This is a genomic window from Sedimentimonas flavescens, from assembly GCF_019264375.1.
In the GTDB taxonomy this organism is placed as follows: Bacteria; Pseudomonadota; Alphaproteobacteria; order Rhodobacterales; family Rhodobacteraceae; genus Rhodobacter; species Rhodobacter flavescens.
The window spans coordinates 398,969-421,980 of record NZ_JAHVAI010000002.1 but is presented as its reverse complement, the minus strand read 5'-3'; the positions used below and the strand labels follow the sequence as shown (position 1 = coordinate 421,980).

Here is a 23,012-nt window from a genome sequence, read left to right as displayed (position 1 = left end):
GGACGGGCGTTACGCCCGTTCCACCTTCACGGCGCACTTCTTGTAGTCGGTCTCTTTCGAGATCGGGCAGGTCGCGTCGAGCGTGAGCTGGTTAACCAGCTGGCTTTCGTCGAACCAGGGCATGAACACGAGGCCTTTCGGCGGTTTGTTCCGGCCGCGGGTTTCGACGCGGGTCACGATCGAGCCGCGACGGGTGCTCACGCGGACTTCCTGACCCCGCTTGAGGCCGCGCTCGGTGGCGTCATCGGGGTGCATGAAGAGGACCGCAGACGGGAAGGCGCGGTGCAGTTCCGGCACACGGCGGGTCATCGACCCCGAGTGCCAGTGCTCAAGCACACGACCGGTCGAGAGCCACAAGTTGTACTCTTCGTCCGGGCTTTCGGCCGCCGGCTCGTAGGGGGCGAAGATGATCTTGGCCTTGCCGTCCTTCTGACCGTAGAACTTCACGCCCTCGCCTGCCTTCACATAGGGGTCATAACCCTCGCGGAAGCGGTAGAGCGTTTCCTTGCCGCCGACGACGGGCCAGCGAAGACCGCGCGCCTGGTGGTAGGTGTCGAAATCCGCAAGGTCGTGGCCGTGGCCGCGCCCGAAGATCGCGTATTCCTCGAACAGGCCCTTTTGCAGGTAGAAGCCGAAGTCCTTGGATTCGTCGTTGTCAAAGCCCGCATAGGTGTCGGTGAGCGGATACTTGTCCACCACGCCGTTGGTGAAGAGCAGCTCGTAAAGCGTCTTACCCTTCAGCTCGGGCTTCTTGTCGAGCAGCTCGGCCGGCCACACCTCATCAGTGGTGAAGCGCTTCGAGAATTCGACCAGCTGCCAGACGTCCGACTTGGACTCGCCCGGAGCGGCAACCTGCTGGCGCCAGAACTGGGTGCGGCGCTCGGCGTTGCCGTAGGCGCCTTCCTTCTCGACCCACATCGCGGTGGGCAGGATCAGGTCGGCGGCCATCGCGGTGATGGTCGGGTAGGGGTCCGACACGACGATGAAGTTCTCCGGGTTGCGATAGCCCGGCCAACCTTCCTCGTTCATGTTCGGCGCGGCCTGCATGTTGTTGGTGCACTGCACCCAGTAGGCGTTGATCTTGCCGTCTTTCAGCAGGCGGTTCTGCAGAACGGCGTGGGCGCCGACCTTCTCCGGGATCGTGCCTTCGGGCAGGCCCCAGATTTCCTCGGTGAGCTTGCGGTGACCTTCGTTGGTCACCACCATGTCGGCCGGCAGGCGGTGGGCGAAGGTACCCACTTCGCGCGCGGTGCCGCAGGCCGAGGGCTGACCGGTCAGCGAGAAGGGCGAGTTGCCCGGCTCCGAGATCTTACCGACCAGCAGGTGCACGTTGTACATCAGCGAGTTGACCCACGAGCCGCGCGCGTGCTGGTTGAAGCCCATCGTCCAGAGCGACATCACCTTGCGGTTCGGGTCGGCATATTGCTGCGCCAACTTGAGCAGCTTTTCCTTCGGCACGCCCGAAAGCTCGGCGGTGTAGTCAAGCGTGTAATCAGCGACCATGGCCTTGTAAGCCTCGAAGTCGATCGCATCCATCTTGCCCGTGGTCTTCGGGTCAACGCCTTCTTCAAGCTTGTGGGTCGGGCGCAGGCCGTAACCGATATTCGTCTGGGTCTTTGCGAAGTTGACGTGATTGTTCACGAAGTCCCAGTTCACCGCATTGTTTTCAATGATGTAGTTGGCGATGAAGTTGAGGATCGCGAGGTCCGTCTGCGGCGCGAAGATGATGCCGTTATCGGCCAGTTCGAACGAGCGGTGCTCGAAGGTCGAGAGCACATGCACCTGGCAGCCCGGCTTGGTCAGGCGGGTGTCGGTGAGGCGCGACCACAGGATCGGGTGCATCTCGGCCATGTTCGAGCCCCAGAGCACGAAGGTGTCGGCGTGCTCGAGGTCGTCATAGCAGCCCATCGGTTCGTCGATGCCGAAGGTGCGCATGAAACCGGCCACGGCCGAGGCCATGCAGTGACGCGCGTTCGGGTCGATGTTGTTCGAGCGGAAACCGGCCTTCATCAGCTTGGCGGCGGCATAGCCTTCCCAGACCGTCCACTGGCCCGAGCCGAACATGCCGATTGCCTCGGGACCCTTGGCCTTGAGCGTGGCTTTCCACTTCTCGGCCATGATGTCGAAGGCCTCGTCCCAGGAAACCGGGGTGAATTCGCCGTTCTTGTCATAGACGCCGTTGGTCTTGCGCAGCATCGGCGTGGTCAGGCGGTCCTGACCATACATGATCTTGGACAGGAAGTAGCCCTTGATGCAGTTCAGGCCGCGGTTCACCGGGGCCTCGGGGTCGCCCTGGGTGGCGACGACGCGGCCATCCTTGACGCCTACCAGAACCGAGCAGCCCGTGCCGCAGAAGCGGCAGGCGGCCTTGTCCCAGCGGATGTTGTTGTCAGCGGCGGCCGCCGGGGTCGCCATCTGAATGCCGGCTGCCGAAGCGGTCGCTGCGGCGGCGGTGGCCTTGAGGAAGGTGCGGCGCGTGGTGTCGAGCGTCATGGGTCAGTCTCCCGGATCAGGAAAGGGTTGCAGGCGCTTCGTCTTCGAGCGCTTCGAAATGGTGGTAGGTGAGGGTCACGCCGATCACGCCCGGGATCTGGTGCATATCCATGATCAGATCAGAGGCGAGGCGTGTTTGGGTGTCCTCAACGGTCACGACGATCCGGCCCTTGTCATGGGCATGGACCTCGCTGCCTTCGGTCGCGTTGAGCGCCTCGATGACGCTTGCGGTCCGGTCGGGGGCCGTCTGGACGAGGCATCCGCAAATATTCAGCATTGGGCAGGCTCCGTCGGGTTGAAGGGGTGCAGGGCGATGGCCCCGGCAGGACAGGGCGCCACGCAGGCGCCGCAGCCGGTGCAGGCGGCATCGTCGAACAGCGGTTGCGCCGATCCGCCGGGCATCAGCCGGAAACGGATCGCGCTTGCATCGCATTGGTCCTCGCAGGCGCGGCACTGCACGCCGTTGAGCGAAAGGCAGTTGGGCTCGGCGGCGGCGCGCCAGGGGAAAGGCTGCCCCGCGATCAGCGCGCCGGTTTCGCAGGCCTCGGTGCAGGCCCCGCAGAAGGTGCAGGCGCCAGTGCGCGCGTCGAGCACGGGAAAGCCCTCGGCATCGCGCAGGATGATTTCTTCGGGGCAGGCGCGTGCGCAATCACCGCATTGGGAGCAGGCATCCTCGAACGCCATCGGCGCAAGCGCGCCGATCGGGCGCGGGTGCGGGCGGGCGTTGACCTTGCCGCGCAAGATCGCGCGCCGGGAAGGCGAGGACGTCATCGGCTTGTGGGCTCCGGGTTGAATAGGTGACGCTATCTGAACCATAGCAAAGTCCCTAGCATCACGTCCGGATGATTCCGTTGATCTGCGTCAATTAGCAGAATTGACTTCGAGGAAGAAAAGAACGTGGTGACGCTTTCAGTCTGGCGGGGCAAGAAAGGTAAAACCGCTGACATGGCTATTGCTTTGTTGGCCCGGGGCCCAAGGCGTTCGCTTCGTTCAGGCGGTGGATACCAAGGTGAAGTTTGCCGCACCTTGACCAAAGTCATTTGCATGCCGCTTTGCGGCATCAAGAAATCCGTGGAATTTGTGAAGCTTGCTATGCGGTCGATTCTACTGACCAGGCAACGCCCCGCGCGCCGTCGATGAAGCCGTCGCTGAGCCGAACCTCGGGTGTCAGCGCGGTAAGTTGCGCGATCGCGGCCTCGGGCGCGACAGAGCCCTCCAGCATCGCCCGGTAGATTCGGCACAGATCGGCGAATCGCTGCGACTGCGGCGAGAGCCGCAGGGCTGCGACACCTGCGTCGCGCAATGCGTCGATCTGGTTCAGTGTGCAGGCATGCGTGTCCGAGAGCGTCTGCACCCCGTTGATCGCCAGAAAGGGCTGCTGGTCGAGCGTCTCGACCGGGCGGCCATCGGGGTCTTCCTCGCAGGCATATTGGCAATTGTCCTTGGGCCGCCCGTAGAGGCGCGAGTGGTAGCAGCGCCCCGAGATCGCCAGCGGCAGCCGTCCGTGGCCCCAGACCTCGATCTGAACACCAAGCGCCTTGGCCGCCTGTGCAAGCACCCGGATCGAGCCAAGCGGCAATTCGGGCGGCAGGCTGATCCGCGTGGCACCGCGTGCGGCAAGCCAGGCGAGCGTGCCCTCGTTATAGGCATTGACGAGCGGTCCGACCGAGAAAGCCGTGCCTTCGGGCAGATAGGCCAGCGCGGTCAGGTCGTTGATCTCGATCTCGACGCCCATCTCGGCCAGTTCCGCCATCAGCTTGCGCTCGCGCCGCAGGGTGATCAGAGCAAGGCTGGTCAGCACAACCTCTTTGCCCGCAGCCTGCAACGTCGCCACGGCCTCGGGGATCAGATCCTGGTAGAAGGGCAGGCGTTTCGAGCAGACAAGCTCGCCCAGAACCACCCGGTCCACCGGAGCATCGGCGAGATCGGCGTGAAACTGCGCCCAGAATTCCGGCTTCCAGAAAAACTGCACGGCACCGACGGTCAGTTCCATAGTCATCTCCAGGTCTTGCGATAGGCGCCGGTGGTGTTGGCCTGCCCCTCGGACAGGCGCACCAGCATCCCCTCGGGCATGGCGCGCCCCGCGTCGAGCGCGTCCACCGCGGCGCGGAAGTTGCGCACCACCTGCGAGACATAGGACACCGAGCGTTGCCGCCCCTCGATCTTGAGCGCGGTGACGCCCGCTTTCTGAAGCTGCGGCATCAGCGCCTCGGCGTTCAGGCTGACCGGGTCTTCGAAGAGGTGGCCGGTCTTGCTGCCCGCGCTGAAGCACCCCTTGCACAGGGTCGGGTAGGGGGCGGGTTCGCCCTTGCCGACGCGGTGGATCGTGTAGCCGCCAAGGCGCGCATCCAGTTGCCCGTCTTGTTCGTGGTATTCCACATGGCTTGCGGGCGAGCAGACGCCGTTCATGTTGGGCGACTTGCCCGTCGCGTAGGATGACAGCGAACAGCGCCCCTCGGCCATGACGCACAGGCCGCCGAAGACAAAGACTTCGGTCTCCACCTCGGTCTCGGCATTGATCGCTGCGATCTCGGGCACAGTCAGGACGCGCGGCAGTACGACGCGCTTTACCCCGAAGGTGCGGCCGTAGAAATTGACGATGTCGGCGTTCGCGGCAGCGGCCTGCACCGAAAGATGGCGGCGCAACTCGGGGAAGTTCTGGTGCGCGAAGGCCAGCAGGCCGATATCGGCCAGAATGACGGCATCGGCACGGCATTTCGCGGCATCGGCGACGGCGCGATGCCACAGCGCCTCGTCCCCGGCGCGCGGATAGGTGTTGATGGCGATCAGAACCTTGGCGCCGTGATCATGGGCGAATGCGATGCTGTCGCGCATCTCGTCGCGGTCGAAGTTCAGCCCAGGGAAGTTGCGGGCGTTGGTCTCGTCGGCAAAGCCACAATAAACGGTATGCGCCCCCGCCTTGACCGCCGCGCGCAGCGCCGCCGGGGTGCCCGCCGGGCAGACGATTTCCATTACCAAGTCTCGATCTCCTCGTGTCGGCTCAGGGCAACGCCGGTGCGCCGCTCGCCGAATTCGGTCAGTCTGCGCACGAGGCCCGATGCAGGGCCAAGCGCCTCGGCCAGTTCCGCGCCCAGATCCAGCTCCGCCGCGTCGATCGCATTGCGCAGCGCCAGAACGGCCGAGGTATCGCCCTCGACGGTCAGATCGCGCGAAAAGAACAGTGCATCCCCGTCATAGGCGCCGTGGACCATTCCCAGCAGGGCCGCCAAAGGCCCTGCGATGCGTGCATCGCAGGGCTTGGGCTGACGTGACAGCGCGACAAGGGGAGCGCCGCCACGTGGCTCGATCACGATGACGAAGGGTAGGTCTGTCGGATCGATCTCGAAGCGCGCATGGGCATAGTTGCCCATGCGGCGAAACATGGAAGGGTGAGTGCGCGCCACGCGCCGCGCAAAGCGGTTCAGCGCGAGGGCGACGGGGGCCAGCGGGGCCACACGCAGGAAGCGCGCCGGAAGGCGCGGAAAGATCGGGATGTCGTCGAGGGGCTGCGACAAGGGGTGGTCCTGATGGTCTGGCACCGGTCTGTGCCGGTCTGGGGCGTTAATAGCGCGCCGCGACTCGGGGCGACTTGACCATTCTCAAGTTGCCCGCATCGACGCGCTGCTATGCCGCTTGGAACAGGAACGGATACAAGATGCGCCAACTTCCCGCCTTCCGCACGCTGCGCGATTTTCTCGATTGGTGCGCGGCCCAGAACCAGCTTGCGACGATCTCTGAGCCGGTTTCGGTGCGCCATCGCATGACCGCCGTTCATCGCGCCGCGCTGGAACGCGGCGGCCCGGCGCTTCGCTTCGATACGCCGGTGCTGGCGGATGGGCGGGTCTCGGGCATTCCGGTGGTCACCAATCTCTTTGGCACGACAGATCGGGTCGCCGCGGGGCTTGGCGTAAGTGCCGAGAGCCTGCCCGATCTCGGCGAGTTCCTGGCGGCGCTGCGCGCACCGACCCCGCCAGAAGGGATGCGCGATGCGCTTTCGCGCTGGCCGATGCTGCGTGCGGCACTGGCAACGCGACCCAAGATGGTCTCGCACCCGGCGGTGCAGGAGGTGGTCGAGGAAGGCGGCGCGATCGACCTTGGCGGCTTGCCCGTTCAAACGCACTGGCCGGGCGATGCTGGCCCCCTGATCACATGGCCTGTGGTGCTGACACGCCCCTATGGCACCGAGGCAGACAGCGTGTCGCGCTATAACGCAGGGGTTTACCGGGTGCAGGTGATCGGGCGCGACCGGCTGATCATGCGCTGGCTGGCGCATCGGGGCGGGGCCGCACATCATCGCGGTTGGGCCCGCGCGGGCGAGCCTATGCCCGTTGCCATCGTCCTTGGCGCCGCGCCGGGGTTGCTTCTGTCCGCCGCGCTGCCGCTGCCCGAAACGGTCTCGGAGCTTGGGTTTTCCGGTGTTCTGGGGGGCGCGCGCCCACGCCTGACCCCCGCGCGCTCCGTCCCGCTGCTGATTCCCGCCGACGCCGAGATGGTGATCGAGGGCTGGGTCTCTCCCGCGGAAGCCGCGCCAGAGGGGCCGTTCGGCGATCACACCGGCTACTATAACGCGGCCGAGCCCTTCCCGGTGATGCAGGTCAGCGCGGTTACGCGGCGCGCGGATGCACTTTACCTGTCCACCTATACCGGCCGCCCGCCGGATGAACCCGCGATCATCGGTGAGGTCTTCAACAAGCTCGCCCTGCCAACGATCCGCGCCCAGATCCCCGAGATACGCGATCTGTGGCTGCCGCCTGCCGCCTGTTCCTACCGGATGGCGGTCGTCAGCATCGACAAGCGCTATCCGGGGCAGGCGCGGCGCGTGATGATGGCGCTTTGGGGGATGCTTCCGCAGTTCAGCTATACCAAGGCGATCATCGTCGTGGATGATGATCTGGACCCCTCGAACTGGGACGACATCGCCTGGGCGCTTGCGACGCGCATGGATCCGTCGCGCGATGTGATGATCCTCAATGACACGCCCATGGATTACCTCGATTTCGCGTCTCCTCAGCCGGGCCTTGCCGGAAAGATGGGGATCGATGCGACGAACAAGATCGGCCCCGAGACCACGCGCGACTGGGGCACGGTGATGCGCATGACCCCCGAAGATGAGGCCGCCGCGCTGGACATTCTCGCGCGCCATCTGCCGGAGGGAATGCCATGAGCGCACCGCGCGTCGTCTTGGGAGTATCCGGCGCGTCCGGCGCGGCGCTTGGCCTTTGGGTCGCGCGCCATCTGCGCGCGCTCGGTGCGGAAATCGATCTGGTGACCAGCGCCGCAGCCGCGCGCACCTTGGCCACCGAATGCGGCCCTGCCGCGCAGGAGGAACTGCGCAGCCTTGTGGATCGCCATCACCCGATCGGAGATATCGGGGCGTCGATTGCCTCGGGCTCGGCGCCTGTCGCCGGAATGATCGTGGCGCCCTGTTCGATGCGCAGTCTCGCGGCCATCGCGCAGGGGCTGGACGACAACCTGCTCACCCGCGCGGCCTCGGTGCAACTGAAAGAGCGGCGCAGGATTGTGCTGCTGGCGCGCGAGGCGCCGCTGACGCTTGCGCACCTGCGCAACATGACCTCGGTGACCGAAATGGGGGCGGTGGTGATGCCCCCGGTGCCCGCGTGGTATCTGATGCCCGAAAGCGTCGATGACATCTCGCGCCAGATTGCGGCGCGGGCGGTCGATCTGCTCGGGCTTGGCGCGCCTAGGGCGAGCGCCTGGACGGGGTGAGGATGACGGTCTTGTCGGCCCCCTGGCGGGTGCCCCACCTGAGCTTGTTTGCTCTGGCCGGTCTTTGGGCAGCCGTGGTGCCGCTGGTCTGGGTGCTCGATCCGGGAGGCTGGCCTGCCGACCCTGTCGCATGGCACCGCCATGAGTTGATGTTCGGCATGGGGGGCGCGGCAATTGGCGGCTATCTGCTGACTGCCGCCACGCATTGGACGGGGCGACGGTTCACGCCGGGGCTGACGCAGGCCGTGGTCGCGGCATGGTGCGCGGGGCGCATCGGCTATTCGGCAGGCTGGGGCTGGCTTGGGCTACTTTATCCGGCGTTGCTCGCGGCAATTCTTATTCAGGCGGTCTGGGCCGCGCGGCGTTGGCGACGCTTGCCCATTGCGTCGATGCCGCTTGCGCTGTGTGCCGCCGAAACGGCGCTGCTGAGCGGCCACGAACCGGATGCGACGACGTTGATCTTTGGTTTCGGTGCGCTGATCGCTGTGGTCGGAGGGCGCATTGTGCCCGCGTTCTTGCGTGCCCGCGCAGGGGACGATGGTGGACGGGCATGGTCTTGGGCGAATGCCTTTGCAGACTCTACTGTGCTGGCTCTGCCGGTCTTCGCTGCCGTGGGTGTAGGCCCGCAAATCCTGGGCGTGGCAACGATACTGGCGGCCTGCGCGCAGATCTTGCGCATGCTGCGCTGGCCGATGCGGGCGGCGTCAGGGCAGGGCGATCTGATGCTCTTGCTTCTGGCGTGGCTTTGGCTGCCTGCGGGGATGGCACTGGCGGGAGGTGAGCTGTTGTTCGCGGCGGGTGGTTCTCTGGGCCGATACCTGCATATGCTGGCACTGGGCGCGATGGGGGGAATGGTTTTCGCCGTTGCCGGGCGCGCCTATATGCGCCGCGCACCGGGGCGACTGGTGCCGGGGCGCTGGCTGCGCGCCGGGTTTGGTCTGATCTGGTTGTCAGTGCCCTTGCGGCTGGCGCCCGAGTTGTTGCCCGAAGGGTTGCGCCTATCCGCGCTGGTCTGGTGCGCGGGTTGGGGCTGCTTTCTGTGCGCGGCGCTGGCCGCCCTGTGGCGCGATCTCCCCCATCCGGTCCTGAGTGCGCGGCGCGCGGGTCAGACCCTCAGCATCACGTAATAGGCCAGCCCCCCTGCGAGCAGCGCGACCAGCGTCGCCCCGGCCAGCGGTACCCAGAACTTGCGCGGACCGGCCATCGCCGCCAGAAACAGCCGCCCGAACGCGTTCGAGCTTAGCGCGATCAGGATCGCAGTCGCGATCAGGTCGGTGCCGATCGGGCCGCCGTTCAGCCGCACCGCGCCCAGAACCGCGACATCGACGTCGAACATGCCCGAGAGGGCCGAGGTGGCCAGCAGGCTTATCTCGCCGAACCAGTCCACAACCGCAGCGTTCGCCATCGAAACAAGGGCAAAGAAGCCGGCGAAGGCCAAGAGCGCGCGTAGCTCGAACGGGTTGCGGATATCGCCTTGCTCGACCGAGGAGGTGCCGTCTTGCGACAGCGCAAGCCCGCCCAGAAGCGCCATCACCAGCGCTGCGGCAAGCGTGCCGGGCAGGATCTGCACCGCGATCTGCGGCGCGAGGAACCCCACAATGATGCTGACGCGCAGCAGCGAAACCGTTGCGGCCAGCGCGGCCGTGCCGGCAAGTCTGCGCGGGTAGGGGTTGGCGCGCGCCATTCGGGCCAGCGCGACCGTCACGGCGGTGGAGGACACGACTGCCCCGGCAAGGCCGCTCAGCAGAAGTCCGCGGCGTGGCCCAAGCATCTGAACCGCGATGTAACCGGCAAAGGAAATCGTGGCGATCAGAACCGTGAAGAACCAGATCTCCCACGGATTGAGCCCGCCCCAGGGGTCGATCGTGCGGTTGGGCAGCATCGGCAGCACGATCACGGTCATCACCGCCAGAACGACAGCCGAGCGCAGCTCGACCCAGGACAGTTTGCGCAACACCGCGTGCAGCCATTCGCGGCTGGCCAGCACGGCGGTCAGGGCGGCGCCCGCGGCCGCGGCCACCTGATAATCGCCCACCACCGCCAGTGCCCCCAGTCCGAAGACACCCAGGCCCGCCATCAGGCCGGTTGCGCTGAACGTGTCCTCATGGGCGGCCTCGTGATACTGGAACGCGCCGAACAGCAGCGCAAAGCCCAGGTAGGCGGCGGCCAGAACGATCGGGGCATCCATCGCCGCGCTGATGGCGGCGAAGATCCCGCCCAGAAGGCCGAAGATGCCGAAGGTGCGCAGCCCGGCGGTGCGGCTGCCCTCGGGCTGATCGCGCTCGCGCCAGCCGCGTTCGAGCCCGACCAGCAGGCCGATCGCAAGGGCGACGGCAAGTCTCAGGATCGTGTCGGTCATCTCTGGCCCTCGGGATAGCGAATGCCTGTGCCTAGCTAGACAGCCAGCGCGCGCGATAGTCAACGTGGCCAAATGACAGGGTTTTTTGCGCCGCGCGTGGCAGCGAACGCTCCGTTCAGGGAAAATGCAGCGGTTTTCCCAATGATTTGTCGCGCAAGGCCTATGGCCGATGGATCAAATATCGAGGAACCGACAATGCGTAACCCCTTCGAGAATCGCGCCCCGGCGCTGCATGGCCCCGCGCTGGATATGGTGCCGGTGAGCCCCGCCGATGGCGCTGATCTGACCGATGTCGCCTCGGCGCTTTACGTCGAGACCGGTGGCGCGGTCAGCTTCGTGACGCTAGCGGGCGCGGTGCGCACCGTCTCGGTCGCTGACAAGTCGATCCTGCCGGTTGCGGTCCGGCGGGTGCGGGCCACGGGTACCACGGCCAGCGGCATCTTCGCGATGGTGCATGTCTGATGCTGTTTCCCGGTCTTTCCCTTCCGGCCCGGGCGGTGGCGCGGTGCCGCGCCACCGTGGCGGCATGGCTGGTGCCATACCTGTCAGGCTCGGGGGCGGTGCCCTCGCTTGTGCTCGATTATGCGGCGGGGCTTTACGCGGTGGGCGGTCAGCAGGTTGCTCAGCCCGTCACCGGGGCGCGGCTTGGCCCGCGCGCCGTCGATGGTCTGGGGCAAGGCGTGATCGTCGATCCGGCGCGCAGCAACCTTGTGACGCAGTCGGTCGCGACCGCTGCGGGCTGGTCAATCATCGGCAGCACGCAGCGCACCCAGTTGTCGGAGAATGCCCACGGCCTGTTTCCGGGCCTTGAGGTCGTCTCGGAGGGCCAGAACTGGCATCGGGCCCAACCGCCGAGCGGCAATTTCGCGGCCAACGTTCCTTATGCCGTGTCAGTCTGGTATCGGGCCGGATCGTCCGGGCGGATGCGGTGCATTCTTTACAGCGGGGCGACCAATCCGGTGACCTCGGTCGCACTGGCCGGCACGGCGGGGGCGGTGACGCTGAATACCTCTTCGGGCGCAACAATCTCGAATGTCGAGAATCTAGCGTTGGGCGGAGGGTATCACCTGCTGCGTTTCGTGATGATGCTGGCCAGCGCGGTCAGCGCCACTGCCTTCGGGGTCGGGCCGGACAGCACGGTTTCGGGCCAGAGCGTCATCGTTCACGCGATGCAGGTCGAGCAAGCCGTCGCGCCAAGCGGATACATCGGCACCTCGGGCAGCGTCGTCGCCCGTGCGGCCGATACGGCGGGGCTTGCAGGGGGCGGCTGGCTTGCGGCCCCCGAGGGGACGCTGCTTCTCCGCGCGCGCCTGCGCTGCGCGGGCGAGGTGCCTCTGGCGCGCCTGTCCGGGGCGGGGGATGCGCTGGATCTCTACCGAACGGCGGGTGGAAAGCTGCGCGCGCGGTTCGGCGGCGCGCCGGGGTTGTTGCTCGACAGTGCGGCCAGCGTCCCAAGCCACAGCGACGTTGCGATCGCGCTTGGCTGGTCGGGCAGCGGCATGTCGCTGTGCCTGTCGGGCGGTGTCGTGGCGACGGCAGGCGGGGCAGAGCCATCCGCGCTCAACCGGCTTGATTTCGCGGTGCCCGGCGTGGGGGCTGGCGCTGGCCCCGCGTTGATCCGGGCCGTCCGGTTCTACCCCAAGCGCCTGAGCGATGCAGAGCTTCAGGGCCTGACCGCCTGATCGGAGGTGCCGTGTCGCCGTTCCAGCGCCTCGGTATAGCAATGCTCAAGCAGCGCAAGGTTGGTCTCGTCTGAATAGGCAAGCGCATATTGCCGTTGCGCGGCCGCCGATAACCGGCCCGGATCGGCCCCATAGACCTCGCGGACCTTGTCCGCGAGGTCTTGTGCATCTCCGGGCGTGAAGAGGGCGCCGAACTCCGGGGAGACAATCTCGGCGGCAGCCCCGATCCGCGCAGCGACGATGGGCAAGCCTGCGGCCATCGCCTCGACAAGGGTCATGGGGAAGCCCTCATACCAGATCGAGGGGAACACCAGCAGCCGCGCCCGTGCCATGCGTTGCAGGACGGCTTCGCGCGGGAGGGCGCCGGTAAAGGTGACATTGCCCGGTGCTGCGCGGCGCAGGGCTACCTCAAGCGGGCCGCTGCCGACGACGGTCAGCGGGATCTCGGGTAGGGATCTCCACGCCGCGATCAGGCTCTCGACGCCTTTTTCCGGTGCGAGCCGCCCAACGAACAGCGCGCCCTCGCGGTGGCCGGGCGCGGGAATGTCCGCGCGCGCCACGAAGTTCGGCTTCACGAACACGCGGTCAGCCGGCAGTCCGGCCTTGGCGAAGACCTCACGGCTGAACCGGGTGAGGACGATGAAGCGGTCGATCTGCGCGCGCCAGTCACCCCGCGTGGCTGATTGCATGGCCAGAACTGTGGCGGTACCCGGCAGCGAGCCGCGATAGCAGCGACGCATCAGGGCGACGGCGCGGCTACCCTCCAGGCAATCCGTGCACAGCTTGCCATCCCTTAGAAACATCGCGTTGGCGCACAGCAGGCGGTAGTTATGCAGCGTCTGCACTACCGCAGCCCCGGCCTGCCTTGCCGCCCCATGGACGGCGGGCGACAGGAGCGGGAAGAAATTGTGGACATGTACGATCTGCGCCTGCGTTTCGCGCACAAGGTGCGCCACCTGCCTTGCCGTGTGGCGGTTATGGGCCACGCGCGCCAGCGCCCCGAAGCGCGCGCCAACCCCCTCGATCTGCTGGTTCGAGACCTGATGCAGATGGACCTCGTGCCCGGCGCGGCGCAGCAATGCGATTTCAGCCTCGACCACCGCATCCTCGCCGCCGCGCTGACGATAGGCGTTATGCAGAACGAGGATCTTCATCGGGCACCCGCAGCAGGGCAATCGCGATCACCCAGTAGTAGAAGTATGTCAGCACATTGTCGGTCAGGAAAATCAGCGCGGTATAGGTGGCGATCCCGCGAGCCACGGGCGCCGCGCGGGCCATGCGCTGAAACGCCCAGAAGGCACCCGCAAGGCCCAAAAGCCCGTAATCGCTGTAAAGCCGCAGGATGTCGTTATGCAGCAGCGGGAAATGCTTTTGCGACAGGTCGGTGCTCTCAGCCAGAAACCGTGTCGAAAACCCCGGCCCGTGACCGACGAGGCTGCTGAACAGCCCTGACTGCGCCCCAAGCCAATCCTGAAACAGTAAACTCGCGAAATAGCGCCCCGATGAGATCTGATCCGGAGAAAGCGACAGGTCGAATAGTGAAAGCGCGAGGGCGGAGAGTTGCTCATAGATCAGTGCCGAGTTCAGGCCACACAGAAAGACCGCCGCTATCAGGGCCCCGCGTAACACCGCGCCCAAGCGCACGAAACGCCCGGATTGCAGCACCTCCAGCGCAATCACGATTGCCAGTGCCAGCAGGGCGATGCGCTTGAACATCAGCACACTCAGCAGGAGGCTGAGCAGGAAGATCGGCCGCCTCCCGGTCGCATAGGCGTGGATGGCGACAAGCGGCAGGGCCAGCCCAAGTGAGGTCTCTCCCGCCGTCTGCGCCGAGCGCAGCAGATCAAACCCGGCAAACAGGCCCGCCGTGCTGCGCAGCGCCGAGATCAGCGCAACGCATCCCCCGGCAATCAACAGCGCAATCGGAAACCGCTGCGGGGTTTCGAAATGCAGTGTCAGCACCAGGAGCGAGGCGGCAACGAACAGGGCCTCATGCACACCCGCGCTGCCATTGGGTAAGGACAGTGGCAGCCAGAGCGCCAGAAAGCACAGGCCCATGAATGCCGTGCCCCGGTGTAGATCGGTGCGCCCGCTTGCCAGGCTTTCGGCGATGAAAAACAGCGGGAAAGCGTAGATCAGATCGCGCGCGCCGGCGCTTTCGGGCTGGCAGAAATAGACCGCAAGGCAGGCTGCGAACAGATAGAGACTGCGCAGCGGCGGGGGCGCGGGGATGGCGCTGGCCGCGGTCATGGTGCGCGCTCTCTGTCCCGCCGTATCAACGGATAGCCATAGCGCCAAAGCAACGGCGCGGTGAGCAACGTGACCAGCAGCCACCGCACACCGCGAAACTCGGTCAACCATCTGCGGTCAGGCGCAAGGCGTCGCGGCACCGTATCGAAGCGAAGCGGATTGCCCGAGACGGAATGGACAAGCGCCGCGCCTTCGGGCCGCGCAAGATCTGCCAGGAACGCGCGGCCCTCTGCCAGATCCTCGTAGCGCAGCAGCTGGTAGCCCGGCGTTCTGGCGAAAAGCCGGGCGGTTGCGAAATTGATGAAAAGCCAATCGAGGGCGCCCCGCAGCGCACCGATCCGGGGCATGTATTCCTCGGCCCAATGCACTTCGGGGCGGAGCTTTGGCCGCCCCCAGGAATGGGCCACGGCACGGCTGTCGCGCACGAGGTGCAGGATCGTCGCCTCGGGGGCCAGTTCGCGGATCAGGTCGATATGGGGGGGGTCTTTCGAGCTGTCGATGATCAGATCCGGCCCCGAGACGGCGGCGATCGCTTCATGGACCCGGCGCAGGATGGCCAGGTATTCGGCACGGTCTTCGGCGTAGCGCGCCGAGGGCAGCCCGATCAGCCGCCGGAGCATCAGGATGCGGTGGCGCTCGACCCGGCGACGCAGGGCCTCGATCCGCGCGGGGTCCAGCCCGTCAGGGAAGGCGCGCGCGATGACCTCGGCCCAGAACGGGCAGTCGGGGGTGGGGCGGCCACAGCCGCACAGTTCGCCGCGCATCAGCCCGCGCGACCAGAGGTATTTCAGCTCACCAACGGCAATGCCGCCCCGCGTTGCGATCATCCGCTCCAGAACAGTGCTGCCCGAGCGTCCGGTGCCCGCGATGCAGATGATCCTCATGATGCTGCCTCGGGTCTTGGGGCGGCGAGTGCGGTTCCGATCATCGCGCCAAGCGCCCCGGCGATCTGCCCGAGAACAGCCGCGACGGCCCCGAGCGGAGAAAGCAGCACAAGCGTTACGCCAATCGAGCACACCGTTCCGAAGGCCGTCGCGCGGGTGACGACCTGCGGGCGGCCGAGCGCGAGGGTCCAGCTTGTCAGCGGCAAACGCAGCAGAACGATCAGGTTGAGCAGGCAGTAAAGCAGCAACTCCGCCGAACCGCGCGGCACATCGATCTGCATCCATCGCGCGGACAAAACCGACCAGAGCGCCAGCAACGCCGCCATGGCGAGGACAAACAGGCCGGCGGTACCAAGGCTCAGGCGCAGCAACGCGCGCCGCAGGCCGTAGACGCCAAGCCTGGCATGGCAGCGCGCGGCGATTGAGGGCGCGATCTGGGACAGCGCATTAAAGGGCAGTGCCAGCAGGTTCGTCACTTGCTGAAGTGCCCGCAGAAGCCCAAGCGCGCCATCGCCCAGGATAAACCCGGCGATCAGCAGCGGGGCGTTGCCCTGCACGGTCTCAAGCAGCGTCGTCGGCAGCTGCCAGCGCGCGAGATCCCAGAGCTTCGGGCCAAGGCTGCGCGCGAACCGGGGGCGCAGCGTGGCGCGGCCGAACAGCGCAAGACCAAAGGCCACACTCGCGCTACTGCCTAGGCACAGCGCCCAAAGCGCCTCGATCTCGGTCATTTCACTGGCGGAGCGGATCAGGACCGCGATCGCTCCGATCTGCGTGGCGTGGCGCAGCACATCCTGAGCGCTGGCCGCACGGGCGCGCTCGAACACCAGCAGGTGGCGGCGCAGGAAATCGGCGAGTGTGCCGAGCAGGTTGGCCAGCGCCAGCGGGAGCGCGGCCGGCGCCGCCCAGGCATCACCATCGGCCTGTGCCAACAGAGCGAACCCTGCGAAAAGCGTCAACGACCCGATGGCGCCAAGGCAAAGCGCCAGCGCCAGCGCCAACCCGCGAAAGGCGGCAAGCGAGGTGTTGCGCAATCTTGGCCCGATTAGCGCCAGCGGCGTCAAAAGCACCGCACCCAGCAGGTTGCGCAAGATCATCAGCGCGATGAAACACAGCGAATAGCGCCCGAACCCCTCCAGCCCCATCGCGCGCACCAGCAGGACCGAGGTCGCGAAATTCCCGCCGCTGGCGACGACCTGCCCGATCAGTGTCCAGCGCGCCTCGCGCGTTTGGCGCAAAAGACCCGCCCATGGCGCGGGGCTGCGCAGCGCGGCCATCATGCCTTGGCCCCCGCGTTGCGCAGGATCAGCCAGACAAAGCGGGGCGCAAGGATCAGGTAGCGCCGCCATAACCGGCGCGGCTCTGAGATCAGCCGGTGCAACCATTCGAGCCCCGCGCGCTGCATCCAGCGCGGGGCGCGGCGCACGGTGCCGGCGTGGAAATCGAAGGCCGCGCCGACGCCGATCAGGGTGGCGGGCAGGGCCGCGACATGCTCGGCCATCCAGATGTCCTGCTTGGGCGAGGACAGGCCGACCCAGACGATATCGGCGCTGCTTTCGCGGATCAGGCGGATCACCTCGGCGTCTTCCTCGGCGGTCAGGGGGCGGAAGGGCGGGCAATAGGTGCCGACGATGTGCGCACCGGGGGCGCGGGCGCGAAAAACCTCGGCCACGCGCTCGGCCACGCCGGGCTTGCCGCCGTAGAGGAAGTGCCGCAACCCGTCCTGCGGCGCCTCGCTCAGCATCTTTTCCATCAGGTCAGGGCCGCAGCTGCGCGTGACGGGCAGGCCGCGGCTGCGCCCGATCCACACCAGAGGCATCCCGTCGGGCAGGTTCATCGCCGCACCTCGCGCGATCCGGGTCAGCGCCGGATCGTCGCGCATCGCCATCAGCGAGGGCACCTCGCGCACGCCGATATAGCGCCCTTGGCGGTCATTGGCCCAGAAGCGCAGGCTTTGCGCCGTCGCCTCAAGCGTCGTGACCGAGATCGGAATGCCTAGCACGTCGTAGCTCGGCGCCGGTTCGGCGGGCGCAGGGGCGGTCGGGGCAGGGCGAGAATCCATCAATCGGGGCCGCGCAGGAGTTCATCTTGCACAACCTTAGGATGAATTGTGGCGCTTCCGCAATCGCCATGGTTAACTAAGTGCGGAGGGCGTCAGTGCTCCGCCTCGGGCTTCACCTTGAACACCGCGCAATACAGTGCGGGCGCAAAGAGCAGCGTGATCAGCGTTCCGGCGATAATGCCGCCCATCATGGCAAAGGCCATCGGCGCCCAGAACACCTCGCGCGAGATCGGGATCAGCGCAAGGCTTGCTGCTGCCGCCGTCAGCAGGATCGGCCGCGCGCGGCTGTCCGAGGCCTCGAACACAGCCTCCCAATGGGATCTGCCCTTGGCCAGAAGCTCGGTCACCTCGTTGATCAGGATGATCGAGTTGCGGATCAGAATGCCGACCAGCGCCAGCACCCCGAGGATCGCAACGAAGCCAAGCGGCGCGCCTGCGGGCAGCAGGGCCGCGACAACACCCACCAGCCCCAGAGGGGCGACCGCCAGAACGATGAACATCAGCCGGAAGCTTTGCATCTGGATCATCACCAGCGTCAGCATGATCAGCACCATCAGGGGCACGACCTCGGTGATGGGGCCCTGGCTTTCCGAACTCGTCTCGATCACACCGCCCTTTTCGATGTGGTAGCCGGCGGGCAGGCGGGCGGCGATCTCGGCGATCTGCGGGTCAAGCTGTTTGACGATGGTCGCGGGTTGATCATCGCCGTTGACGGCGGCCTTGACGGTGATCGTGGGCACGCGGTCGCGCTGGTGGATGACCGGGGGCTCCATGTCCCACTCAAGGCGCGCGAAGCTGAACAGCGGGATCGGAATGCCCGTCGGACTGGGGATCTGCAAGGATTGCAGCGAGTTGATCGAACTACGATCCGCCGCGCCACCGCGAGCGATGACGTCGATCAGCGTATTGCCGCTGCGCAACTCGGTGACGGCGATGCCGCTGAACAGGGTTTGCAGCGCCTGCGCCACATCCTTTTGCGTCAGACCCAACTGCCGCAGCCGCTCCTGATCGAGGATTACGCGGGCGACGCGCGCAGGCTCCCCCTGATCGAGTGCAATATTCGACAGGCGCGGGTCGGTGGCCATCAGTCGGGCAATCCCGCGCGCCTCGCTCAGCAGCAGGTCGCGATCCGGGCCAGAGATGCGGAATTGCACAGGCTTGCCCACGGGCGGGCCAAGTTCCAGCGTCTTGACGAAAAGATCGACCCCCGGGATCTGCGTGGCATGTTCGTTCAGCGCGTCGCGCAGGGCGTTTCGCTCGTCCAACCCCTTCGACATGATGACGATCTGCCCCATGAAGGGCGCGGGCGTGGGCGCATCGAGCGACAGCAGGAAGCGCGGCGCCGAGCGCCCGACATAGGTCGTCCAATAGGCGGCCTCGTCGCGGGTCGCCAGCCAGTCCTCGATGCCGGCCATGGCGCGGTCGGTCTGCTCGATGGTGCTGTTCTGGCGCAGGTTGATATCGACCAGAAGCTCGGGGCGGTCGGAGGCGGGGAAGAACTGCTGCTCGACAAAGCGCATCCCGAAAAGCGACAGGCCGAAAAGCGCGACGGTGACGCCGATGGTCAGCCATTTGTGGTGCATCGAGGCCCGCAGCGCCACGCGAAACCCGCGCCGCAGGCGGCCTGCGCGATGCGCGTGATGCGAGAGTTTCGCGGGCAGGAAGGTCACCCCCAGAAGCGGCGCGAACAGGACCGCCACGATCCACGACAACAAAAGCGAGATCGCCAGCACGTAGAAGAGTGACAGCGTGTATTCGCCCGCCTGGCTCGAGTTCAGCCCGATCGGAATGAACCCTGCCACCGTCACCAGCGTGCCCGACAGCATCGGGAAGGCGATGGAGGACCAGGCATAGGAAGCGGCCTTGCCAAGGCTCTCGCCCAGTTCCAGCCGGGAAATCATGGTTTCGATTGCGATCATCGCATCGTCCACCAGCAACCCAAGCGCGATGATCAGCGCCCCGAGCGAGATGCGTTGCAGCGTCACGCCCATCATGTCGAGAATGACGAAGGTCATCGCCAGCACCAGCGGGATCGACATCGACACCACCAGCCCCGCGCGCCACCCGAGCGAGACGAAGCTGACGAAAAGCACGATGGCCACCGCCTCGGCCAATGCCTTGAGGAAATGGTTCACCGATTCCTCGACGACCTTGGGCTGGTCGGCGACCTTGTTCAGCGTGATCCCGACAGGCAGTTCCTGCTGGATACGCTCCATCAGCGCGTCAAGATCGGCGCCGAATTCCAGGATATTCGCGCTTTGGCGCATGCCGATGATCAGGCCGATGGCATCTTGCCCGTTGTAGCGAAAGATTGAGCTGCGCGGGTCTTCGTAGCCATCGCTGACGGTGGCCACATCGCCAAGCGTAAAGAAGGCGTCGTTGACCCGCAGCGGCGTTGCCGAAAGCTCGGCTGCCGAGGCGAAACGCCCCGACAGGCGCACGGCGATCATCTCATCTGCGGTGCGGATGATCCCCGAGGGCACGATCGCGTTTTGCGCCGCCAGCGTGTTCAGCACGACGGTCTTGTCGAGACCAAGCGCCGCCAGCCTGCGGGCCGAGAACTCGACATGCACCACCGGGTCGCGGGTGCCAATCAGTTCGACCTTGCCGGTGTCGCGCAGCGTCAGCACCGCCGAGCGGATATCCTCGACCCTTTCTTTCAGCTCGCGCGGGGTGAACCCGTCCGAGGTGATCGCAAAGATCGTGCCATAGACATCGCCGAAGCCGTCGTTGAACGAGAACCCGGCGAACTCTGCGGGAAACTCTCCGCGGATGTCGTTCATCATGTTGCGCACCTTGAGCCAGGTCTGCGTGACCTCCTCGCCGCGCACCTGGGGTTGCAGTTCCAGATAGACGATGGCCTGTCCGGGGAAGGTCTCTGAGCGCGTGAACTTCAGCCGCGGCAATTCCTGGAGCTTCTTCTCGATCCGGTCGGTGACCTGCTCGCGCGTTTCCTCGGCCGTGGCGCCGGGCAGGGCGGCGGCGATGGTCATGATCTTGATGGTGAACGAGGGGTCTTCCTCGCGGCCCAGATTCATATAGGCCAACGTTCCCGCGACAAGCGAGACGATGATCATGAACCACACCATCGAGCGGTGGCGCAGCGCCCAGTCCGAAAGGTTGAAGCCGCCCATCATTGCTCGCGCTCTCCCAGAATCTCGCCTTCGCTGACCGAGTGGATGCCCCGGATCAGGATCTCGTCGCCCTCGCTCAGCCCTTCGCGCACGGCGATGCGGCCGCCGACCCGGGGGCCGGGCAGGATGGTGACCTGTTCCGCGATACGGTCTGGGCCAATGCGCCAGACCGAAATCACGCCATCGGCTTCCAGCAGCGCCTCGACCGGCAGGGTCAGGATCGGAGTGTCGGGCTGGTCGAGGCGGGCATCGACCATCGTGCCCAAACGCGGCGGCTCGACCTCGGGCGAGAGGGTGATGTGCAGACGCCGATTACGAATGCTTTTGTCGGCGACCGGTTCGATCAGCCGCAGGGAGCCACCGAGCGGCGCCGCGCCAAGCGTGCGCGGCTCGATCACGAAGCGTGCGGCGGGGGGCAGAAGGCTGATCACCTCCTCGGGCACGTCGATCACCGCCTCGCGACCCTGATCGGTGGCCAGCATCAGAACCGGCGTTCCGGCCGAAACCTCGGCGCCGGGTTCGGCAAGGATCGCGGTGATCACGCCGCTGGCGGGTGCGCGCAGCGCGCCGAAGCGTTCGGCATCAAGCGCGCGGGTCAGGTTGGCGCGTGCCGCGCGCAGCCTGCCCTCGGCGCTTTCGGCCTGCGCGGTCGCGGCCTCAAGCGCTGCCTGCGAGGCCACGTTGCGTGCTTGCAGCTCACGCGCGCGGGTCAGCGATTGCTGCGCGAAATCCAGTTGCGCCTGCGCCGAGGCCAGCGCCGCGCGCGCCGTGCTGACATCCTCGTCCAGGGTGATCTGGTCGAGCGTCGCGAGCACATCGCCGGTCACGACGCGATCGCCGAGCCGGACCGGGCGGGTGGCGATCCGGCCCGAAGTCTGGAAGGCCAGCGTGGTTTCAACCTCGGCGGCGATCTGGCCGGGGTAGCTGCGCAGGGCCACGGTTTCACGCGTCAGGATCTCGGACACGACCGGGCGCGGCTGATCGGCCAGTGCGGGGGTGCACAGCAGCGCGGCAAGCATCAGGGGCAGCAGGGGGCGGATCATGGTTTGCCTCCGGCGCTGGTCACAACGCGCCCCGGGTACAGCAGCTGCGCGCCCGAGGTCACGACCTCGGCGCCCGCCGCCAACCCCTCTGACAGCTCGACCGAGCGATCGGTGAAATGGTCGATCTTGACCGGCACAAGCGCGACCTGCCGCGTCGCCGGATCGACGACCCAGACCGCCGGCCCGCCTTCGGCACGCATCAGTGCGCCCGCAGGAACGCCGATGGTTGCGGGCATGGCGAAGGAGACCTCGCTTGCCACCGCGGCCCCAAGGCTGGCGCCACCGGCGGGAGTGTCGAACCGGGCCTTGACCATGATGGTCCCCGATTGCCCGAAGATCATCGGCGAGATCTCAGAGATCGTCGCCGCAAGCCTGCGGTCGCTGCCGTCAAGGATGCGCAGCTCGATCTGTTGACCCAGAAGATCGTCGATCTCGGCAAAGTCGGGGGCGTGGAACACGGCCTCTCCGGCGCCGTCGCTGGCGATCGTCAGCACGGTCTGCGTGGCGCCCACGATCTGCGCGGGTTCGGCGGTGCGCGAGATCACGATGCCCGCCGCAGGCGAGCGGATGACGGTGTCGCGGCTTGCCTGACGTGCCTTGTTCAACTGTGCCTCGGCCTGATCGCGGCCCGATTGCGCCGCAAGCAGCGTTTGCGTGGCGGAGTCGAGCGCGGCCTGCGTCGCGGCCCCGCGCTCGGTCAGGGCGGCGATGCGTTCCTGCGCCTGCCGGGCCTGAAGCAATACCGCCTCGGCAGCGGCGAACTGCGCCTCGGCTACGGCCTCGGCGGCCTTGGCCTGCGTGTCATCCAGCCGCGCCAGGATCTGACCTTGCAGCACCTGATCGCCCATGTCGGCGACGATCTCGGTGATCCGGCCACCGCTGCGGAAGCCCATCGGCACGGCCTCGGCCGCCTCGACAGAGCCCGACAGTTCAACCGTCATCGCGGTGACGCGCTCTTGTGCGATCACGGTCTGGACGGAGAGGGGCACGTCAGCCCCCGCCGGGGAGACGGGGATGAGCACGGCCATCAGGAAAAATGATCTAACAAAACGCATATCGGCACCATGTCGCCCAGCAGGCTGCGCCACAATGTTCTGAAATCGAGGCGGGAAACAACACCATCCCCGGATTCCGTGGCGTTACCCTAGGCTGAGCCGGGGAAGGGTGGCATTTCACCTCCGAGTTGTAACTGCGGCAAATGAGCTTTCCACGCAAATCGTTAATATCAGGCTATCTTATTGAAGCGATCAATATTTACGATTTTTTCCTATGGCGCGGAGTTGCTAAACGATATGAAGCTGAGAGGAGAACGAACCCATGCCAAGCCCCCTGTGCAGGCCGCGCCCGCTGCGCCTGCTTGATGGCGATTACAGCCTTGGGT

General features: G+C 66.3%; 20 protein-coding genes. 5 read left to right on the top strand and 15 right to left on the bottom strand.

The window, feature by feature from the left end:
* Positions 1–9: 9 nt before the first annotated feature.
* The 6 genes from napA to ubiT form a co-directional block, all read right to left on the bottom strand.
* A complete protein-coding gene (napA, locus tag KTQ37_RS05130) occupies positions 10–2,493 on the bottom strand; it encodes a nitrate reductase catalytic subunit NapA (RefSeq protein ID WP_218629391.1) in 2,484 nt (827 codons plus the stop codon).
* A gap of 16 nt (positions 2,494–2,509) precedes the next feature.
* Positions 2,510–2,770, bottom strand: a complete 261-nt coding sequence (locus KTQ37_RS05125) for a chaperone NapD (RefSeq protein ID WP_218629390.1) — start codon at positions 2,768–2,770, stop codon at positions 2,510–2,512.
* The gene (locus KTQ37_RS05120; protein ID WP_218629389.1) at positions 2,764–3,264 is read right to left on the bottom strand and encodes a ferredoxin-type protein NapF; all 501 of its coding nucleotides are present in this window, start codon (positions 3,262–3,264) and stop codon (positions 2,764–2,766) included. Before KTQ37_RS05120 ends, KTQ37_RS05125 begins: the two co-directional genes overlap by 7 nt.
* A 319-nt stretch (positions 3,265–3,583) precedes the next feature.
* Positions 3,584–4,486, bottom strand: a complete 903-nt coding sequence (gene ubiV / locus KTQ37_RS05115; protein ID WP_218629388.1) for a ubiquinone anaerobic biosynthesis protein UbiV — start codon at positions 4,484–4,486, stop codon at positions 3,584–3,586.
* A 2-nt stretch (positions 4,487–4,488) separates the two neighbouring features.
* On the bottom strand, positions 4,489–5,466 hold the full coding sequence (gene ubiU / locus KTQ37_RS05110; RefSeq protein WP_218629442.1) for a ubiquinone anaerobic biosynthesis protein UbiU: 978 nt from the start codon (positions 5,464–5,466) through the stop codon (positions 4,489–4,491).
* The gene (gene ubiT / locus KTQ37_RS05105; RefSeq protein ID WP_236021075.1) at positions 5,466–6,008 is read right to left on the bottom strand and encodes a ubiquinone anaerobic biosynthesis accessory factor UbiT; all 543 of its coding nucleotides are present in this window, start codon (positions 6,006–6,008) and stop codon (positions 5,466–5,468) included. Before ubiT ends, ubiU begins: the two co-directional genes overlap by 1 nt.
* A 140-nt stretch (positions 6,009–6,148) precedes the next feature.
* Between ubiT and KTQ37_RS05100 the strand changes: the two genes are divergently transcribed.
* Genes KTQ37_RS05100 through KTQ37_RS05090 form a run of 3 tightly spaced genes read left to right on the top strand, consistent with a single transcriptional unit; the run spans position 6,149 to position 9,347 of the window.
* Positions 6,149–7,657 carry a UbiD family decarboxylase gene (locus tag KTQ37_RS05100; RefSeq protein WP_218629387.1) on the top strand — a complete coding sequence of 503 codons (1,509 nt, stop codon included), beginning with the start codon at positions 6,149–6,151 and terminating at the stop codon, positions 7,655–7,657.
* Positions 7,654–8,220, top strand: coding sequence for a UbiX family flavin prenyltransferase (locus KTQ37_RS05095; protein WP_218629386.1), 567 nt, complete (start codon positions 7,654–7,656; stop codon positions 8,218–8,220). Before KTQ37_RS05100 ends, KTQ37_RS05095 begins: the two co-directional genes overlap by 4 nt.
* 29 nt (positions 8,221–8,249) lie before the next feature.
* Positions 8,250–9,347, top strand: coding sequence for an NnrS family protein (locus KTQ37_RS05090; protein ID WP_218629385.1), 1,098 nt, complete (start codon positions 8,250–8,252; stop codon positions 9,345–9,347).
* Here the strand turns inward: KTQ37_RS05090 and KTQ37_RS05085 are convergent.
* On the bottom strand, positions 9,326–10,579 hold the full coding sequence (locus tag KTQ37_RS05085) for an MgtC/SapB family protein (RefSeq protein ID WP_218629384.1): 1,254 nt from the start codon (positions 10,577–10,579) through the stop codon (positions 9,326–9,328). The two genes, KTQ37_RS05090 and KTQ37_RS05085, sit on opposite strands and share 22 nt — an antisense overlap.
* Before the next feature lie 162 nt (positions 10,580–10,741).
* Here KTQ37_RS05085 and KTQ37_RS05080 point away from each other — a divergent pair, with 162 nt between their 5' ends.
* On the top strand, positions 10,742–11,041 hold the full coding sequence (locus tag KTQ37_RS05080; protein ID WP_236021074.1) for a spike base protein, RCAP_Rcc01079 family: 300 nt from the start codon (positions 10,742–10,744) through the stop codon (positions 11,039–11,041).
* Entirely contained in the window at positions 11,041–12,261 is a 1,221-nt protein-coding gene (locus tag KTQ37_RS05075) for a phage head spike fiber domain-containing protein (protein ID WP_218629383.1), read from the top strand. The genes KTQ37_RS05080 and KTQ37_RS05075 overlap by 1 nt, the downstream gene beginning before the upstream one ends.
* On the opposite strand, the gene KTQ37_RS05070 is transcribed toward KTQ37_RS05075, so the two are convergent.
* The 8 genes from KTQ37_RS05070 to KTQ37_RS05035 all read right to left on the bottom strand — a co-directional run bounded on the left by KTQ37_RS05070 (position 12,243) and on the right by KTQ37_RS05035 (position 22,659).
* Positions 12,243–13,415, bottom strand: coding sequence for a glycosyltransferase (locus KTQ37_RS05070; RefSeq protein WP_218629382.1), 1,173 nt, complete (start codon positions 13,413–13,415; stop codon positions 12,243–12,245). The genes KTQ37_RS05075 and KTQ37_RS05070 overlap by 19 nt on opposite strands.
* Positions 13,393–14,511: a hypothetical protein gene (locus KTQ37_RS05065; RefSeq protein WP_218629381.1), complete on the bottom strand. Its 1,119-nt coding sequence runs from the start codon at positions 14,509–14,511 to the stop codon at positions 13,393–13,395. Before KTQ37_RS05065 ends, KTQ37_RS05070 begins: the two co-directional genes overlap by 23 nt.
* Positions 14,508–15,395: a sulfotransferase gene (locus KTQ37_RS05060; RefSeq protein ID WP_218629380.1), complete on the bottom strand. Its 888-nt coding sequence runs from the start codon at positions 15,393–15,395 to the stop codon at positions 14,508–14,510. The genes KTQ37_RS05065 and KTQ37_RS05060 overlap by 4 nt, the downstream gene beginning before the upstream one ends.
* Positions 15,392–16,672, bottom strand: coding sequence for a lipopolysaccharide biosynthesis protein (locus KTQ37_RS05055; RefSeq protein WP_218629379.1), 1,281 nt, complete (start codon positions 16,670–16,672; stop codon positions 15,392–15,394). The genes KTQ37_RS05060 and KTQ37_RS05055 overlap by 4 nt, the downstream gene beginning before the upstream one ends.
* Positions 16,669–17,454 carry a WecB/TagA/CpsF family glycosyltransferase gene (locus KTQ37_RS05050; protein WP_218629378.1) on the bottom strand — a complete coding sequence of 262 codons (786 nt, stop codon included), beginning with the start codon at positions 17,452–17,454 and terminating at the stop codon, positions 16,669–16,671. The genes KTQ37_RS05055 and KTQ37_RS05050 overlap by 4 nt, the downstream gene beginning before the upstream one ends.
* A 92-nt stretch (positions 17,455–17,546) precedes the next feature.
* Entirely contained in the window at positions 17,547–20,591 is a 3,045-nt protein-coding gene (locus KTQ37_RS05045) for an efflux RND transporter permease subunit (protein WP_218629377.1), read from the bottom strand.
* Positions 20,588–21,631: an efflux RND transporter periplasmic adaptor subunit gene (locus tag KTQ37_RS05040; RefSeq protein ID WP_218629376.1), complete on the bottom strand. Its 1,044-nt coding sequence runs from the start codon at positions 21,629–21,631 to the stop codon at positions 20,588–20,590. The genes KTQ37_RS05045 and KTQ37_RS05040 overlap by 4 nt, the downstream gene beginning before the upstream one ends.
* On the bottom strand, positions 21,628–22,659 hold the full coding sequence (locus tag KTQ37_RS05035) for an efflux RND transporter periplasmic adaptor subunit (RefSeq protein WP_218629375.1): 1,032 nt from the start codon (positions 22,657–22,659) through the stop codon (positions 21,628–21,630). The genes KTQ37_RS05040 and KTQ37_RS05035 overlap by 4 nt, the downstream gene beginning before the upstream one ends.
* Between the last annotated feature and the right edge of the window lie 353 nt (positions 22,660–23,012).